Annotated in this window: 14 protein-coding genes; 7 read left to right on the top strand and 7 right to left on the bottom strand. The window is 59.2% G+C overall.

Annotated features, from left to right (window positions below):
- Window positions 1-450 precede the first annotated feature (450 nt).
- A complete protein-coding gene (gene grpE / locus V7665_RS10805) occupies window positions 451-1,047 on the bottom strand; it encodes a nucleotide exchange factor GrpE (RefSeq protein ID WP_335664550.1) in 597 nt (198 codons plus the stop codon).
- Window positions 1,048-1,069: 22 nt separating this feature from the next.
- Entirely contained in the window at window positions 1,070-2,119 is a 1,050-nt protein-coding gene (hrcA, locus tag V7665_RS10810; protein ID WP_335664551.1) for a heat-inducible transcriptional repressor HrcA, read from the bottom strand.
- A gap of 384 nt (window positions 2,120-2,503) precedes the next feature.
- Between hrcA and rph the strand changes: the two genes are divergently transcribed.
- A complete protein-coding gene (gene rph / locus V7665_RS10815; RefSeq protein ID WP_335664552.1) occupies window positions 2,504-3,217 on the top strand; it encodes a ribonuclease PH in 714 nt (237 codons plus the stop codon).
- Between the two features lie 285 nt (window positions 3,218-3,502).
- Window positions 3,503-4,132 carry an RdgB/HAM1 family non-canonical purine NTP pyrophosphatase gene (gene rdgB / locus V7665_RS10820; protein ID WP_335664553.1) on the top strand — a complete coding sequence of 210 codons (630 nt, stop codon included), beginning with the start codon at window positions 3,503-3,505 and terminating at the stop codon, window positions 4,130-4,132.
- 90 nt (window positions 4,133-4,222) lie between these two features.
- Here rdgB and V7665_RS10825 read toward each other — a convergent pair whose 3' ends face one another.
- Window positions 4,223-4,810, bottom strand: coding sequence for a CAP domain-containing protein (locus V7665_RS10825; protein WP_335664554.1), 588 nt, complete (start codon window positions 4,808-4,810; stop codon window positions 4,223-4,225).
- Here V7665_RS10825 and hemW point away from each other — a divergent pair.
- The 4 genes from hemW (at window position 4,805) to V7665_RS10845 (ending at window position 12,012) form a co-directional block, all read left to right on the top strand.
- Window positions 4,805-5,992, top strand: coding sequence for a radical SAM family heme chaperone HemW (hemW, locus tag V7665_RS10830; RefSeq protein WP_335664555.1), 1,188 nt, complete (start codon window positions 4,805-4,807; stop codon window positions 5,990-5,992). The genes V7665_RS10825 and hemW overlap by 6 nt on opposite strands.
- An 87-nt stretch (window positions 5,993-6,079) precedes the next feature.
- Entirely contained in the window at window positions 6,080-7,867 is a 1,788-nt protein-coding gene (locus tag V7665_RS10835) for a long-chain-acyl-CoA synthetase (RefSeq protein ID WP_335664556.1), read from the top strand.
- Window positions 7,868-8,252: 385 nt separating this feature from the next.
- Complete coding sequence (locus tag V7665_RS10840; RefSeq protein ID WP_335664557.1) at window positions 8,253-9,185, top strand: tyrosine recombinase XerC; 933 nt, start codon at window positions 8,253-8,255, stop codon at window positions 9,183-9,185.
- 397 nt (window positions 9,186-9,582) lie between these two features.
- On the top strand, window positions 9,583-12,012 hold the full coding sequence (locus tag V7665_RS10845) for a TonB-dependent receptor (protein ID WP_335664558.1): 2,430 nt from the start codon (window positions 9,583-9,585) through the stop codon (window positions 12,010-12,012).
- 103 nt (window positions 12,013-12,115) lie between these two features.
- Here V7665_RS10845 and V7665_RS10850 read toward each other — a convergent pair whose 3' ends face one another.
- The 4 genes from V7665_RS10850 to rsmI all read right to left on the bottom strand — a co-directional run bounded on the left by V7665_RS10850 (window position 12,116) and on the right by rsmI (window position 15,106).
- The gene (locus tag V7665_RS10850) at window positions 12,116-12,718 is read right to left on the bottom strand and encodes a DedA family protein (protein ID WP_335664559.1); all 603 of its coding nucleotides are present in this window, start codon (window positions 12,716-12,718) and stop codon (window positions 12,116-12,118) included.
- Window positions 12,719-12,739: 21 nt separating this feature from the next.
- Complete coding sequence (gene gshB, locus V7665_RS10855) at window positions 12,740-13,696, bottom strand: glutathione synthase (RefSeq protein ID WP_335664560.1); 957 nt, start codon at window positions 13,694-13,696, stop codon at window positions 12,740-12,742.
- A 119-nt stretch (window positions 13,697-13,815) separates the two neighbouring features.
- On the bottom strand, window positions 13,816-14,169 hold the full coding sequence (locus V7665_RS10860) for a YraN family protein (RefSeq protein WP_335664561.1): 354 nt from the start codon (window positions 14,167-14,169) through the stop codon (window positions 13,816-13,818).
- A 97-nt stretch (window positions 14,170-14,266) separates the two neighbouring features.
- Window positions 14,267-15,106, bottom strand: a complete 840-nt coding sequence (rsmI, locus tag V7665_RS10865) for a 16S rRNA (cytidine(1402)-2'-O)-methyltransferase (protein ID WP_335664562.1) — start codon at window positions 15,104-15,106, stop codon at window positions 14,267-14,269.
- Here rsmI and V7665_RS10870 point away from each other — a divergent pair, their 5' ends adjacent.
- Window positions 15,107-16,300, top strand: coding sequence for a penicillin-binding protein activator (locus V7665_RS10870; RefSeq protein ID WP_335664563.1), 1,194 nt, complete (start codon window positions 15,107-15,109; stop codon window positions 16,298-16,300).
- The last annotated feature ends 22 nt before the right edge of the window (window positions 16,301-16,322 follow it).

Genomic DNA, 16,322 nt, shown 5'->3' on the forward strand with positions numbered 1-16,322 from the left:
ACAAAGTCTGTCACCCCGGCGAAGGCTGGGGTCTAAACCAAGAGTGATGGGACTCACACAGGCGGGTTGGATGCCAGCCTGCGCTGGCATGACGAACTCATGGCCATTTCTTTGCTGGCGGTTTTAATCCCTCACCCACTGCGACTAACCACCTTCGCTGAAGCTTCGGCGCTAAGTCTCGTTGCCCTTTCCCTCGGGGAGAGGAGAATTATGCGGGCCGCAGCCAAAGGAACGAAATGGGAATATAGCATGTTCAGCCGGAAAAGTCATTCCGCCTGCTTTATCACAGCCCTAACGAGTCAGTTAAATCACCCGTCACCCCAGCGAAGGCTGGGGCCTAAACCAAGGGTGCTGGGACTCACACAGGCGGGTTGGATGCCAGCCTGCGCTGGCATGACGAAATCTGATCAAGTCTTCTGTGAAGGCTTAGCCCATTCAGCCGGAAGAGCCCTATTCTTCAGGCTTCTTCGCCACCCCGACAAATGCCGGCCGCAACAGCCGGTCCTTGATCACGTAACCGGCCTGCATTTCCTGGACGATGGTGCCGGGTTCATGCTCGTCGGTCGGGATTTCGATCATGGCCTGATGCTGGTTCGGATCGAGCGGCAGGCCGACGGCGGCGACGCGCTTGATGCCGTTTTTCTCGAAGGCGGATTGCAGCTCGCGGCCAGTGGCTTCGATGCCGTTGATCAGGCCCTTCCACTTTTCCTCGTCCTTGACCTCGGCGGGGATGGCTTCGAGGGCGCGTTGCATATTGTCCATTACCGACAGCATGTCGCGGGCAAAGCCGGTGGCGGCATAAGCGCGGGCGTCCTGCGCGTCTTTTTCGAGACGGCGGCGGACATTCTGGGTCTCGGCCTGGGCATAGAGTATTGCCTGCTGGGCTTCGGCCAGTTCATTTTCCAGCGCTTCGATACGGTTGTCGGAATTTTCCGGCTGCGGCGCGTCAGCTTCGCCGCTTTTCAACGACTCCGGCACGCCGTCAAGCTCGGCGGCTGCCGCTGCGTCGCCATTGTCTTGGCCGGGATTCTGCTTGTTATCACTCATTGCTTGGGTCACTTTATTTTCATCATTTCGACAGTAAACGCGACAAGGTTTGCGCGGTAAAGTCTACCATGGGTACGACGCGCGCGTAATTCAACCTTGTCGGACCAATCACGCCGACCACGCCAACCACCTGTCCGTCGCCGTCTTTGTAGGGCGCCGCTATCACAGATGAGCCGGAAAGCGAGAATAATTTATTCTCCGCGCCGATAAATATCTTCGCCGCTTCGGCATCGCGGGCATTGTCGAGCAGCCGGGCAATTTCCTGCTTGCCCTCGAGTTCATCGAGCAACCGGCGGACCCGGTCGAGGTCGGCCAGCGCGCTATTGTCCTGCAGCAGATTGGCCTGTCCGCGGACGATCAATACCGGCCGGTCCGAGGGATCGCGGCTCCAGGTGACCATGCCCGCCTTGACCAGCTCTTCCGACGCCTTGTCGATCGCCAGTTCGCCGGCGCTGATTTCCCCGCCGACGGTTGACAGGACCTGGCTGAGCGTCATGCCGCCATAGCGGGCGGTGAGATAATTGCCGGCTTCGACCAGCGCCGATTCCGATACGCCGGGCGGCAGATCGAGCACGCGATTCTCGACACCGCCGTCCTGGGAGACGAGGATCGCCAGCCCCTGCCCTTCGGACAATTTGATGAAGTTGAACTGTTTGAGCAAAGGCTCGCGTTTCGGCACCAGCACCAGACCGGCGCAGGAAGACAGGCCGGACAGGATCGAGGTGGTGGCGCGCAGCGCATCCTCGACCGGGCCCTGTTCGGTAATCTGGCTCTCGATCGCGTCGCGCTCTTCCTGTGTCGGGACCGCCGCCTGCATCATGCCATCGACAAACAGCCGCAGGCCGAGTTCGGTCGGCACCCGCCCGGCGCTGGTATGGGGCGCGGCAAGCAGGCCCAGTTCCTCGAGATCCTGCATGACATTGCGGATCGAGGCGGGGGAAAGTTCGAGGCCCGGCGCTTTCGATATGGTGCGCGAACCGACCGGCGCGCCATTGTCGAGATAGGATTCCACGACGACGCGGAAAATCTCCCGTGCGCGGGTGGTCATTTCGGTGATTGGGGTGTTGGTCATGGGTGATAGATAGGTGAATTGTCAGGAGGTTTCCAGCATTACTCCTCTCCCATAGGGAGAGGCAACCAGAGCTTGGCATCTTTGATGACTAGCGCAGGTCGGTGAGGGGGTTTTCACTATCGAGAGGGCGTAACCCCTCACCGAGCGCGACTAACCCCGGATTAAATCCGGGGAAGTCTTGCTTGCCACTCCCTATGGGAGAGGATGAGGAACACCGTCGCCTTCAAAAAAGGGACTGCGCTGTGCCGCCTCCCCTCACCAACGTCGCCTAACGAGCAAGCTCGTAAGGCTTTGGTATCCTGTCCCTCAAGGGGAGAGGAGGAGGGATTGCCTCGCCCAGTGCGAGAGGATAAGGACGCCTCAACTCAAAAAAAGGAATCATACATGCGACCATCGGGCCGTGCGCCGGACGAAATGCGCGCCATTTCCATTGAAACCGGATTTACCAAACATGCCGAAGGAAGCTGTCTGATCAGCTTTGGCGATACGCGGGTATTGTGCACCGCCAGTATCGAAACGAGCCTGCCGCCATGGATGCGCGGCAAGGGTACCGGCTGGGTCACCGGCGAATATTCGATGCTGCCCCGCGCGACCCATACCCGTGGTTCGCGCGAAGCGGCGCGTGGCAAGCAGTCGGGAAGAACGCAGGAAATTCAGCGGCTTATCGGGCGTTCTTTGCGCTCGGTCGTCGATCTGAAAATGCTCGGCGAGCGGCAGATCACGCTCGATTGCGATGTGATTCAGGCCGATGGCGGCACAAGGACTGCGTCGATCAGCGGTGCATGGGTGGCATTGCGGCTGGCGGTCAACGGACTGCTCGACCAGAAAGTGCTCAAGGAAGACCCGATCCAGCAGAAGATTGCAGCAATCAGCTGCGGCATTTTTGACGGCACGCCGGTGCTCGATCTCGACTATGACGAGGACAGCAACGCCGGTGCCGACGCCAATTTCGTGCTGACCGATGATGGCAATATCGCCGAGGCACAGGCAACTGCCGAGGGCCAGACCTTTGACGACGAAGGGCTGATGCGGCTGATGCGGCTGGCGAAAATCGGTTGCGGCCAGATTTTCGAGGCGCAGGACAAGGCGGTTGGTTAGGAAGTAGAAAAAGGGCGTCGTACTGAGCTTGTCGAAGCACCTCTGGACGAGAACAGCCGTTAAGCTGCGCTTGGCTTTCAGCTCGACAGGCGCAGGGCGAACGGAAATTGACCCTCTCCCATAGGGAGAGGCAACAAGCCTTGGCAATTTATTGCCTTAGGCGCAGTCGGTGAGGGGTTAATCCCTTCAAAGGTTCGAACCCCTCACCGAGTTCCACTAGCGAGCAAGCTCGCAAGTTTCACTTGCCTCTCCCTATGGGAGAGGATGATTGGATAGCGAAGAACAATGACCAACCACCGCAAACTCGTCCCCGGACGCCTGATCATCGCCAGCCATAACCAGGGCAAGGTACGGGAAATTCGGGCGCTGCTCGAGCCTTACGGGATAGAGCCAGTGTCGGCGGGCGATCTGGGATTGCCGGAGCCGGAAGAAACCGGGACGACTTTTGCCGAAAATGCGCTACTCAAGGCGCGGGCGAGCGCCGAGGGCGCGAATTGCGTGGCGCTGGCGGATGACAGCGGGCTGTGCGTTGCGGCGCTGGGCGGCAAGCCGGGGGTCTACACCGCCGACTGGGCCGAGCGGCAATGGTTCGAGGGCGAGCCGGGCCGCGACTGGTATATGGCGATGGGCAAGGTCGAGGGACTGCTGGCCGAGCAAGGGCCGGACGTCGACCGCAGCGCCTATTTTGTCGCGACGCTGGCATTGGCCTGGCCGGATGGCCATTCGGAAGTGTTTGAAGGACGAATTCAGGGCAATCTGGTCTGGCCGCCGCGGGGGACTTTGGGTTTCGGCTATGATCCGGTGTTCCAGCCGGTTGGCATGGAGCAAACGTTTGCCGAACTTGATCCCAAGCAGAAGCAGGCGATGAGCCATCGGGCTGATGCGTTTCGGAAATTGGTTGCGGGTTGTTTTTAGTTTGTCACCCCAGCGAAGGCTGGGGCCTATACCGAAGGTGGCGAGACTCACATAGGCGGGTTGGATGCCAGCCTGCGCTGGCATGACAACTCACCCCTTTAACGGATCCCGTCCGACGACATTCCCGGCGGGGCTATAGCGACAGACCAGATAATCATCGCGCCCGTTGCTCACCGTGGCGCAGCCGATGCGCTGGCTCGTCGGCCAGATGATCTGGGTATAATGGGCGACATCGCCCCATGTGCCGGTGGTGCTGCTGTCGGGGAACAGGCCGCGTTTGAAATAGCGGTCCTCGTCGACCCAGGCGCCGACCATTTCGCCGTAACTATAGGCATCCCGGGTGCCCATCCAGAGATTCTCGCCTTGCCGGGGGCTGCGTCCTTGCTGGGGGTCGTGGGCGAAACTTCCGGTGCGGGCCAGACTGGCGGCATAGGTCGCGGCATCTTTCGCCAGCTCGGTGTTCCAGACCAGTTTCGGCGCACCGACCTTCGCGCGCGCTTCATTATGCGCCCGCATCATCGCGCTCTGCAAGCGGCTGTCGCCGCGCGGTTCCGGCTCCATGCTGGTCCGCTGTTCGACGACCGTTGTCGGCGACGGGCCGTGCGAGGGTGCCGGGGAACAGGCCGCAATGACTGGCGTGATCAAAAGGATGGCGCTAAGGGCGCGGACAATATGCATGAACTGGCCTCTACCGCAGAAAAGATGAACGGGACAGATACGGGGCCGCTGGCGCTCTATATCCACTGGCCATTCTGCGTCTCCAAATGTCCCTATTGCGATTTCAACAGCCATGTCCGCGCGCAAGTGGATGTCGCGGCCTGGCAGGCGGCGCTGCTCGCCGATATGGCGCATGAAGCGGCGCTGACGCCGGGGCGCAAGCTGTCGAGCATCTTCTTTGGCGGCGGTACGCCTTCGCTGATGCCGCCGGCGCTGGTCGAGACACTGATCGCGGCAGCGCAGCGTCACTGGGGCTTTGCCGAAAATATCGAAATCACGCTGGAGGCCAATCCTTCCTCGGTCGAGGCGGCGAATTTTCATGATCTGGCCAGGGCGGGCGTGAACCGGGTGTCGCTCGGCCTGCAATCGCTCGACGACCAGACGCTGCAGTTTCTCGGGCGCGCCCATGATGTCCGCGAAGGCCTCGCGGCGCTGGATACCGCGCAGCAGGCGTTTGAGCGGGTCAGCTTTGATCTGATCTACGCGCGTCCCGGCCAGTCGCTGGCCGACTGGCGAGCGGAACTGGAGCGTGCGCTGAGCTTTGGCACCGGGCATCTCTCGCTTTATCAGCTGACCATCGAACCCGGCACGCGCTTCGAGACATTGGTGCGCACCGGCAAACTGATCCCGGCCGATGATGATCATTGCGCCGACCTGTTCGAACTGAACCGCAGCATCATGACCACAGCCGGCCTGCCAGCCTACGAGATCAGCAACCATGCCAGGCCGGGTCAGGAAAGCCGCCATAATCTGACCTATTGGCGCTACGAGGATTATGTCGGCATCGGCCCCGGCGCGCACGGCCGGCGGCTGGCAAGCGCAACCGAGCGGCACAAGAAGCCGGAGAATTTTCTCTCTGCGGTCGAGCGCAACGGCACTGGACTGAAGGTCGAACAGGCGCTGTCGCCGGAGACGCGGGCGATGGAAGCGCTGATGATGGGGCTGAGGCTGGCGGAGGGTCTGGATCTGCACGCGCTGGCAGATAAAACCGGTCTGGCGGTTTCGCACATGGTGGATCAGCAGGCCGTGGATCACCTGACAGAACTGGGCCTGCTCAACGCAGCCGACGGGCGGCTCACCATTTCGCCCAAGGGCATGCCGCTGCTGGATGCGCTGTTGCCAAAGATCATCGCAGACATCTGAATGCGCACGCATTTTTCTATCGCTTAAGGGGCGTTGAATTCTATCGGCTTAGATGTCACAATCTTCGAAAATCCGGAGAGAGAAGCCATGGGAATATTCAGCGTCATCAAGCGTGAGGTCAGTTTTACCCGTTCGCTCAAAAGCGTGATGGCACAGGTCAAGGATATTGATCCGGATGCCCATCTGCTGATCACCGATGATATCGAAGCCACGATCGCCACCTATCCGGACAATATCGCCTTTTATTTTGAAGGGGATACGATCACCTATGCCGCGTTTGAAGCGCGCGCCAACCGGATCGCCCATTGGGCGCTGGCGCAAGGCTATCGGGCGGGAGACACGGTCGCCCTGTTCATGGAAAATGCGCCCGATTTCGTCGCCACCTGGTTCGGCCTGTCCAAGGTCGGGATCGTCACCGCGCTGATCAACAGCAATCTGGAGGGTGGCGGCCTGGCCCATTGCCTGAACATTGTCGCAACCAGGGCGGTTATCACCACCGCCGATCTGGCACCGCGCGTCACAAAAATCGCGGCCCAGCTGGAAGGATCACCGACGCTGTGGGACTGGGACGGAGAAGTCGGGCAAAATCTCAACCGCGCCCTCGCCGCATTGCCCGATGATCGCCCCGACCAAAGCCACCGCGCCCATATGACCGGCCACGACCTGTTCCTCTATGTCTATACATCCGGCACCACCGGCCTGCCCAAGGCAGCGCGCATTTCCCATGCCCGCGCCCGGCGCAGCTTTCGCATCGCCATCTCGACCTGCCCGCTGACGCCGGAGGATCGCATTTACGTCACCCTGCCCCTCTATCATGTGACCGGCGGGTTCATTGGTCAGGGCGGAGCCTTGCTCAGCGGCGCATCGGTGATATTGCGGCGCAAATTTTCCGCCTCGCAATATTGGGATGATGTCGCCGACCATGGCGCAACCGTGATCGTCTATATTGGCGAGCTGTGCCGCTATCTGCTGAATCAGCCGGAACATCCCAAGGGGCGCGCGCATAAAGTCCGGGTCGGCATCGGCAATGGCCTGCGCGCCGATATCTGGCAGCAATTTGTCGACCGCTTTCAAGTGCCGAAGCTGCTGGAAATCTATGGCTCGACCGAGGGCAATATCTTCCTGATGAATTTCGATGGCAAGATCGGCGCGGTTGGCCGGATTCCCAAATATCTCGAAAAGCAGTTCGGCGACACCAGGATCGTGAAATTCGATATTGCCGAGGAACAGCCGGTGCGCGGCGACGACGGCTTTTGCATCAAGGCGGACTGGGATGAGGCGGGCGAACTGATCGGACGAATTTTCGCGGACAGCCCCTCAGATTTTTCCGGCTATCAGGACAAGGAAGCGACCGAGAAGAAAATCCTGCGCGACGTGTTTGAAAAAGGCGATGCCTGGTTCCGCTCCGGCGACCTGATGAGCCGCGACCGCTCCGGCTATATTTATTTCAAGGACCGGATTGGCGACACATTCCGCTGGAAAGGCGAGAATGTCGCGACCAATGAAGTCTCCGAAATATTGTCGCAATATCCCGGGATCAGGACCGCCAATGTCTATGGCGTCGAAGTCCCCGGCACCGATGGCCGCGCCGGCATGGCCTCGCTGACCGTCGCGGATGATTTCGATATTTCGGGACTGCGGGCGTTTCTGGCCCGGGAAATGCCGCATTATGCGGTGCCCCTGTTCATCCGGATCGAGCCGGAGGCGCAGACCACCGGCACGTTCAAATATCGCAAGGTCGAACTGGTCCAGGAAGGCTTTGATGTCGCCACGATCAGCGACCCGATCTGGTTCGGCAGGCCGGGCGCGGAGGTCTATGAAGCCCTGACCGAGGCGGAACACGGGAAAATATTGTCGGGTGAATATCGGTTATAGCGGCTGGTTTTCGGAAATTGACGGTTTGATTGCTTCTGCCATGGACAGAGTAAATATGGTGCCCCTGCGCAGGCAGGGGTCCATCTCCGGATCACATGCTCAGGCATCGCCGTCATTGCGAGGAACGTAAGTGACGAAGCAATCCGGAGCGGTGCGCGCGACTCTGGATTGCTTCGCTACGCTCGCAATGACGAGACCGGAATTGGGCTAAATCATGCTCTCCCACAGCGAGCAGGCTAGCGCAACCCGGTGAGGGACTGAACGGGACGAGAGGGCTACAACCCCTCACCGACTGCGCCTAAGGCAATAAATTGCCAAGGCTTGTTGCCTCTCCCTATGGGAAAGGATGTTTGAAGATTGATTCCGGGTCTGCTAGATTCCTCGCATGGACACCACCGCCGCCATCATCAAAGCCTTTTCCGCCCATCTCCGCGATGACCGGCGGCGGTCGCCGCATACGGTGCGTGCCTATGTCATCACCGCCGAGCGCTTCTGTGCCTTTCTGATGGAGCATATCGGCAGCGGCATTGATGCAGCGGAGATCAGCGCGCTCAAGCAGGCGGATATCCGCTCCTATCTCGCCTATCGGCGCGGAGACGGCCTGACCAACAACAGCGCGGCGCGGGAATTGTCGGCCTTGCGGGCGTTCCTGAAATTTGTCGGCGGCGATGAGGCGCAAATACCCAAGATCAAGGGGCCGAAGGTCAAGCGCGGCGTCCCGCGCCCGGCCTCGCCCGATGACATATTGGCATTGGCCGGCGATGCCCAGGACAGTGCCAGCGAGGATTGGATCGGTGCGCGCGACTGGGCGGTGCTGCTGCTGCTCTACGGTTCGGGGCTGCGGATCAGCGAGGCGCTCGACCTGACCGGCGAAGCCCTGCCCCTGTCCGATACTTTGCGGGTCACCGGCAAACGTAACAAGACTAGGATCGTTCCTTTGCTGCCCAAGGTACGCGAGGCGATCGAACATTATATCGATCTCTGCCCCTATCCGATTGCTCAGGATTTCGCCCGCTGCAAGAATGACAAGATCGACGGTTCGCCCCTGTTCCGCGGCAAGCGCGGCGGGCCGCTGTCGCCCAATATGATCCGCCGGGTGGTGCAACAGGCGCGCACCAGGCTCGGCATATCCGACACCACCACCCCGCATGCCTTGCGGCACAGCTTTGCCACGCATTTGCTGGCCGGCGGCGCGGATTTGCGGAGCCTGCAGGAATTGCTGGGTCACGCGAGCCTGAGTTCGACGCAAGTCTATACGGCGGTGGATGCGGCGCATTTGCTGGATGTCTATCAGAACGCCCATCCGCGCGCGGGTTGAATATATTCAGAGTTCATTCCCAGCTGCGGACGTAAAAAAAAACGGACATTCGGTCGCGAGCAAATGACGTCGCATGGCAGTCGACCGGTTTCTTCATTGTGACTCGTCCTGATCGGCCTGCGCGATGAATTTCAACCTGCCCTGTCAGAATCGCTAGCGTAAAACCGCCATTGGCAGGACGTTTTACGCGAGCGCCTAATTCTTTAGTTAGTAGCGGATTCCGTAGCGGTATTCATTATCAGCGGGCCGAGCAAGTCCCATAATTCCGTTTAAAAAAGAGAATATGTGAACTGAAACAAGGACTGTTTTATCTGCATCAGGGGAGAAGTCTGAAATGAACAAGGAAACATATCGCAACAGATCCATTTTTACACGAAAAGAACTAGTGACGGCGCTCATGAGTTCGGCAGTGACCATTGGTGCTTTCAGTTTTGGCGCACCCGCTTTTGCCCAGGATTCGATCGAAGATGAGAACAGCAACAAAATCATCATCGTCAACGCGCGCAAGCAGGATGAAACACTGCAGGAAACACCGGTCACCGTAACCTCGATCAGCGCCGATACGCTGGACAAGTTTCAGGTCAACGAAGTCGCCGATGTTGTCAGCCGCATTCCGGCGCTGAACGTCCAGGTCGGTGGCTCTGGCGCGGGCGGCCAGATCAGTCTGCGCGGCATTGGCACAACCAATATTTCGGCTGCGTTTGACTCGGCGGTTGCCTTTGATTTCGATGGCGTGTCGATCAGCACCATGCGTCTGGTCCAGGCATCCTTCTTCGACGTCGCGCAAATTGATGTGCTCAAAGGCCCGCAATCGCTATTCTTTGGGAAAAGTGCCTCGGCCGGCGTATTTTCGGTGCGATCCGCCGACCCGACGCAGGACTGGGAAATGGGCGGCAAGGCTTCTTATGAATTTGAAGAAGAAGGCTATACCGTCGGCGGATATATTTCCGGTCCGATGAGCGATACGCTGGGTGTTCGCGTGGCGGCGCAATATCAGGACATCAACAAATATGTCGAGCTCGAAGCCGGGACACCCTCTGTTTTCCTGAACACAGGAAAAGGTCTGAAGAATTTTGTCGGCCGGGTAACCCTGCAATGGGATCCTTCGGACCGCTTCTCCGCCAACCTGAAACTCAATTATAATCACAATTTCGGCGACAGCCTGCTCGGCCATTCCGATATCAGCTGCGGGGCCAATGGGGTCGCGGACGATGTGTTCCTGGCGCTATCCGGAGTGCGCATTGCCTCCAATGCGGCATGCGACATTCAGGACGGACTCTATCCTCATCCCGATGGCCATCCCGCCCTGCAGGTTATCGCGCCGGGAACAACCGGTGCGGATCGTTACAAGGGGCAGTCCTATAACGAAACAAACACGTTTTTTGGTCGTTTGGCGATGGATCTGGAGCTTGATGACAGCCTGACCTTGTCATCCGTTACCGGCATTTTGAATCTAAAAAATGAACATGCCGACCATTTCAGCTATGTCGGCATCCTGCCCAATGGCGACCCGGGCGGTCTCCCTGCCCCATTTTCCGATGCGCTGAAGCAATATACCCAGGAGCTGCGCCTCACCAGCGATTATGACGGCATATTCAATTTCATGGTCGGTGGTTTTTGGGAGAGCCGAAGCCAACCGCTGCAGACATCGCAAAATGCCTTTATCGGTTCGTTCCTGTTCCCTGATTCCCGGGGCATTGGCTATGACTGGGTAGCGAACAGGGCGACCAAAAGTGAAGCATTGTCATTTTTCGGCAGCGCCAGCATCGATATTACGGATCAGCTGGAACTGTCCGGCGGTGTGCGCTGGACCGATGAGCAGAAGGTCCACAGGACGGACTTTCCATTCCTGCACAATGCTCTGACCTTTTTGAACGGCATTGTCGGCGGGATTGGACTGGTGGTTCCGGAAGGCTTCCAGACCGGGCCGATCGAGTTTTCTGACAGCAATATCTCGCCTGAACTCACGATCAAATATCAGGCCACGCCCGATCTGAACTTCTACGCATCCTACAAGACCGGTTTCAAATCCGGTGGCGTCGATAACAGTATCTTGCCGACTGCGGCACTGCAATTTGTAAAAGCCGGCTTTGGTACCGATGCGCAACGTCAGGCCGCTCTGGATTCGATCATCTACAATTCTGAAACGGCCAAGGGCGGCGAAATCGGGGTCAAGGCGATGCTTGCGGACCGTGCTTTCCGGATCAACGCTTCGCTCTATTATTTCGTGTTTGACGATCTGCAGGTCCAGAATTTTGATGGCGCTGCGGTGCGGTTTTTGACGGTGAACGCGGGTCAGGTGACGACCAAGGGCTTTGATATGGACTGGGCCTGGCAGACCCCGGTTGAGGGCCTGGGATTTTCCGGCACGTTTGGCTATACCGATGCCAAATTCACCGATACGTTCATTTCCTCAAACGGGCCGGACAGTTTGCCGGGCACCGCCGATGATGTGAATCTGGATGGCCGCAGAGCGGCGCGCGCGCCGAAAATTTCGGGGAACATCGCCTTTGACTGGACCATCCCGATGAGTGACAGCCTCGAGTTCGGGCTGAACGGAAACGCTTTCTACAGCGGTTCCTATTTCGCATCGAACACGACGTTCAACGATTATGTCCAGCCAGATTATGTCACACTGGATGGATCAATTTCTGTCGGCCACCCGGATGGCAAGTGGAAATTGTCGCTGGTCGGAGTCAACCTGACCAACGAAATCTGGGCCAATACGGCGGGTGACAGGCCGTTCCTGCCGCCTGGTGGCGATGACCGCGTCGTGACCCAGAACCGCGGTCGGCAGCTGTTTGTCGAAGCCGCTTTCAAATTTTGATCAGCACTCTCCCGTTGATCATATTAGGCCGGACCAGCGCTTGCTGTCCGGCCTATACTTTCCGGGCAATATGAACCGGCAATCCGCGATCTAACGCCCGACCTCAACGCTCCTTTGGCCGCCAGAAAATAATCCGCCAGACATAGACCACCACGATCAACCCGATCACGCCCAGCGATACCGGCGCCAGATATTGCTCGATATGATCGACATTCTGTTGCAGCTGGTAGCCGGCAAAGACCAGCGCGCTGTTCCAGACGGCGGCGCCGGCGCTGGTGGCGAGGATGAAGCGTTTGTGCGACATGCCGAACAGGCCGGCCGGGACCGAGATCAGGGTGCGGATATTGGGAATGAAGCGGGCGAAAAACACGACCCACTGGCCACGTTCGTCAAAAATCCGGTCGATCTTGTTGACCGTCGCGACATCGAGCGTCAGCCAGCGGCCGTGCCGCCGGACAAAGCCGCGCAGATCATCCTCGTTCCAGTGGCGGCCGACCATGAACCAGAAATAATTGCCGATCAGCGAGCCGATCGTGCCGACCAGTACCAGCGCCGCCGGGTGGAACTTCCCCTCTCCCACACCAACGCCGCCCAGGCCCATGATCAGCTCGGACGGGATCGGCGGGAAGATATTTTCCAGGGCCATGAGAAACGCGATTGACCAGTAACCGCCCTGGGCGATCAGGTCTGCAATCCAGCTGCTCAACGCGCGAGTTCCGGCGCGATATTATCGAGCGGCAAGACGCCGCTCGATCGCATCCAGGATCATCCCGGGCGTATCGGTGCCGTTGAAATTGTCGATCGCGACAATCCCGGTCGGCGAGGTCACGTTGATTTCGGTCAGCCATTTGCCGCCGATCACGTCGATGCCGACGAAGATAAGGCCGAGCCGTTTCAGGTCCGGTCCCATGGCGGCGCAGATTTCCTTTTCGCGCTCGGTCAGCTCTGCTGCTTCGGCATAGCCGCCTTGCGCGAGGTTGGAGCGGAATTCGCCTTCGCCGGGCTTGCGGTTGATCGCGCCGGCAAATTCGCCATCGATCAGCACGATGCGCTTGTCGCCCTGATGCACTTCGGGGAGGAACGGCTGGACCATATGCGGCTCCGGCCAGGTCTGGTTAAATACCTCGAACAAGGCACTGAGATTGCTGCCATCTTCCGGCACCAGGAAGATCGCCTTGCCGCCATTGCCGTGCAGCGGCTTGACGACGATGCCGCCATGTTGCTTTTGAAAGGCGCGGACCTCGTCGAGGTCGCGCGTGATCAGGGTCGGAGGCATGAACTGCGCATAATCGAGCACATAGACTTTTTCCGGCGCGTTGCGGACGGAGACCGGGTTGTTGACCACCAGAGTCTCGCCCTCGATCCGTTCGAGCAGATGGGTCGCGGTGATATAGCCAACGTGGAAGGGCGGGTCCTGCCGCATCAGCACGACATCGACATCGCTGCCGAGATCGAGATTCAGCGGGTGGCCGAATGTATAGTGATTGCCGAGTACCGGCCGCACCGTCACCGGATGGGCGGGCGTGGTCAGGCGGCCATTGGCGTGCAGGGTCAGGCCCATGACGTCATAGTGGAATATCTCATGGCCGCGTTTCTGCGCAGCGATCATCAGCGCAAAGCTGCTGTCGCCGGCGATATTCACGCTTTCCATCGGGTCCATTTGTACGGCGATTTTCAGGGTCATGTTGTTCTCGTTTTGCAATCAATGGGCCAATGGCCGTTAGTGGTGAGCCTGTCGAACCACGCCTATAGCCTATAAGCGTCCTTCGACAAGCTCAGGACTAACGGTCTACCGCCCGGATTCTAGAATCCGTGCCATACGTTGGTCAAATGGACAGGCAGGCGTCTTGGCGCAACCAATATCACATCGATGCGCGCGTCTTCGCCCTTGGTGCAATATTGCGGATAGAGGATTTCTACCGCATCGGCGACGCGCTGGAGACGTTTCAGATCGATCGACGTAGCCAGATCTTCCAGCCTGGTCCGCGCCTTCACCTCGACAAAGGCAACGAGTCCGCCGCGCTTGGCGACCAGATCGACCTCGCCGCGGGGTGTGCGTATCCTTTCGCCCAGGATCCGCCAGCCTTTCAGGCGCAGGAAACGAGCCGCGGTCTTTTCGGCTTGGCGGCCGCGCTTCTCTGCAGCCTCGCGCTTCATTTTGGGAATGCCGTTTGTGCTGAGCTTGTCGAAGCACCTCTCAACGGGAAGCGCCCTTCGACAAGCTCAGGGCTAACGGTGTAGGCCCGACAGGCCTTCATTCTTCCGCCTTCCAGCGATTGACCAGATCGTAGAGCGCCTTGCGGTCGGTGTTATAGGCGCGCGCTACCTCTCCTGCTGCCTTGGAGGCCGGAAGCCGGACCAGTGCTTCGCGCAGCGCCGCTTCAACCTCCTGCTCGCTCGCAGCTTCCGGTGCGCCGGGAGGGCCGATAATCACGACGATCTCGCCTTTCGGCTTTTCCGCGCCATAGCGGGTCGCCAGTTCACTCAGCGAGCCGGCGACGCATTCCTCGAATCTCTTGGTGATTTCGCGCACCACTGCCGCCTTGCGATCGCCGAGAACCACCAGCGCATCGGCCAGCATCGCGCCCAGCCGAGAGCCGTTTTCGTAGAAAATCAGACTGGCGTTGAGCGTCTTCAGCGCAGCCAGCGATTCGCTGCGGGCCTTGGTTTTGCTCGGCAGAAAGCCTTCGAACAGAAAGCGATCGCTGGGCAATCCGGACAGGGTCAGGGCGGCAATCACGGCGCTGGGACCCGGAATCGTGGTGACATAGAGATCCGCCGCCTGCGCGTCGCGGACCAGCTTGTAACCGGGATCGGAGATCAGCGGGGTGCCCGCATCGCTGACCAGTGCGACAATTTTGCACCGTATCGCATCCAAAATGAACGCGCGATCGGCGGCAGACTTATGGTCATTATAGACCATCATCTTCGCCTTTTTACCGATATGATTCAGAAGCTTGCCGGTGACTCTTGTGTCTTCGACCAAGACGATATCGGCGCTGCCAAGTATCTCTTCGGCGCGGTGCGACAAATCTCCAAGGTTGCCGATAGGGGTGGCAACGATATAGAGACCGGATTGGGCAGGAGTGGACATATGACGGTCATGGCAGACAAGGTGCATCTAGGACAAGATCAAAGCAGACGGCGCGGCATTTTGAAGTGGGCGGGTGTGTCCGCATTTGTCTTCCTCGCGGGTTGCGCAACCGTTGTCCCGCGCGGTGCAGAACCGGTGCGGACCGACACGCCAGCACCGCCGCCGGTGACCGCCGGGCTGCCCGACGACCAGAAACATCATCGCATTGCCTTGCTGGTGCCGCTGTCCGGTACAAATGCCGGGATCGGCCAGTCGCTGGCCAATGCCACCACCATGGCGCTGCTCGATACCAAGGCGGAGAATATCCGCATGACCAGCTATGACACGGCCAAAGGCATAACAGCGGCGGCCCAGAGCGCCATCCGCGATGGCAATAAATTGATTATCGGCCCCTTGCTCAGCGACAATGTCGTGGCGGCGGCCAATATTGCCCGGCCGGCCGGCGTGCCGATTCTCAGCTTTTCCAATGATAGCGGAGTCGCGGGCAATAATGTCTACATATTGGGCCATATCCCCTCGCAGTCGATCAACCGGGTCGTGGGCTATGCCAAATCGAAAGGCATGACGCGCTTTGCGGCGCTGGTGCCCAATGGCGTCTACGGGCAGCGCGCGTCCTCAACCTTGCTGCGCAGCGTCAAGGATGCCGGCGGTACCGTGGTGTCGATCCAGACGTTCAACCGCGATTCCAAATCGATGGAGGCCGCTACCAAGAAGCTCGCCCAAAATGGTGATTTCGAAGCGGTCCTGCTCGCCGACAATGGCGACATGGCGATCAAGGCGGCTCCCTATATTCGCAAGAATGCCAGTGAAACGGCGAAAATCCTTGGCACGGACCTGTGGAATACGAGCAGCAATCTGGCCGGTGCGCCGGCGATCCGGGGGGCCTGGTTCGCCAGCGTTTCCGATAGCCTGTACAAGCAATATGCCGACAAATATCGCGCCCGCTATGGCAAGGCCCCGTTCCGGCTGTCCAGCCTCGGCTATGATTCGGTACTGCTGACGGTCAAGGTCGCCCGCAACTGGAAAGTGGGATCGCCGTTTCCGATCAACCAGCTGACCGATCCAGGCGGGTTCATCGGGCTCGACGGCGTCTTCCGGTTCAAGGCCGATGGCGTTTCGGAGCGTGCGCTGGAAGTGCAGGAAATCCGCAACGGCAGCTTTGTCGTGATTGATCCGGCACCAAAGGGTTTTTGATAAAAATCGTCGTCATCCTGAA

Origin of the sequence: Parasphingorhabdus sp. (genome assembly GCF_036964675.1) — a bacterium.
GTDB lineage: Bacteria > Pseudomonadota > Alphaproteobacteria > Sphingomonadales > Sphingomonadaceae > Parasphingorhabdus.

Coding starts and splice junctions, on each gene's coding strand:
- grpE (WP_335664550.1), bottom strand. CDS start 1,047: ATGAGTGATAACAAGCAGAATCCCGGCCAAGACAATGGCGACGCAGCG.
- hrcA (WP_335664551.1), bottom strand. CDS start 2,119: ATGACCAACACCCCAATCACCGAAATGACCACCCGCGCACGGGAGATT.
- rph (WP_335664552.1), top strand. CDS start 2,504: ATGCGACCATCGGGCCGTGCGCCGGACGAAATGCGCGCCATTTCCATT.
- rdgB (WP_335664553.1), top strand. CDS start 3,503: ATGACCAACCACCGCAAACTCGTCCCCGGACGCCTGATCATCGCCAGC.
- hemW (WP_335664555.1), top strand. CDS start 4,805: ATGCATGAACTGGCCTCTACCGCAGAAAAGATGAACGGGACAGATACG.
- V7665_RS10825 (WP_335664554.1), bottom strand. CDS start 4,810: ATGCATATTGTCCGCGCCCTTAGCGCCATCCTTTTGATCACGCCAGTC.
- V7665_RS10835 (WP_335664556.1), top strand. CDS start 6,080: ATGGGAATATTCAGCGTCATCAAGCGTGAGGTCAGTTTTACCCGTTCG.
- V7665_RS10840 (WP_335664557.1), top strand. CDS start 8,253: ATGGACACCACCGCCGCCATCATCAAAGCCTTTTCCGCCCATCTCCGC.
- V7665_RS10845 (WP_335664558.1), top strand. CDS start 9,583: ATGAGTTCGGCAGTGACCATTGGTGCTTTCAGTTTTGGCGCACCCGCT.
- gshB (WP_335664560.1), bottom strand. CDS start 13,696: ATGACCCTGAAAATCGCCGTACAAATGGACCCGATGGAAAGCGTGAAT.
- V7665_RS10860 (WP_335664561.1), bottom strand. CDS start 14,169: ATGAAGCGCGAGGCTGCAGAGAAGCGCGGCCGCCAAGCCGAAAAGACC.
- rsmI (WP_335664562.1), bottom strand. CDS start 15,106: ATGTCCACTCCTGCCCAATCCGGTCTCTATATCGTTGCCACCCCTATC.
- V7665_RS10870 (WP_335664563.1), top strand. CDS start 15,107: ATGACGGTCATGGCAGACAAGGTGCATCTAGGACAAGATCAAAGCAGA.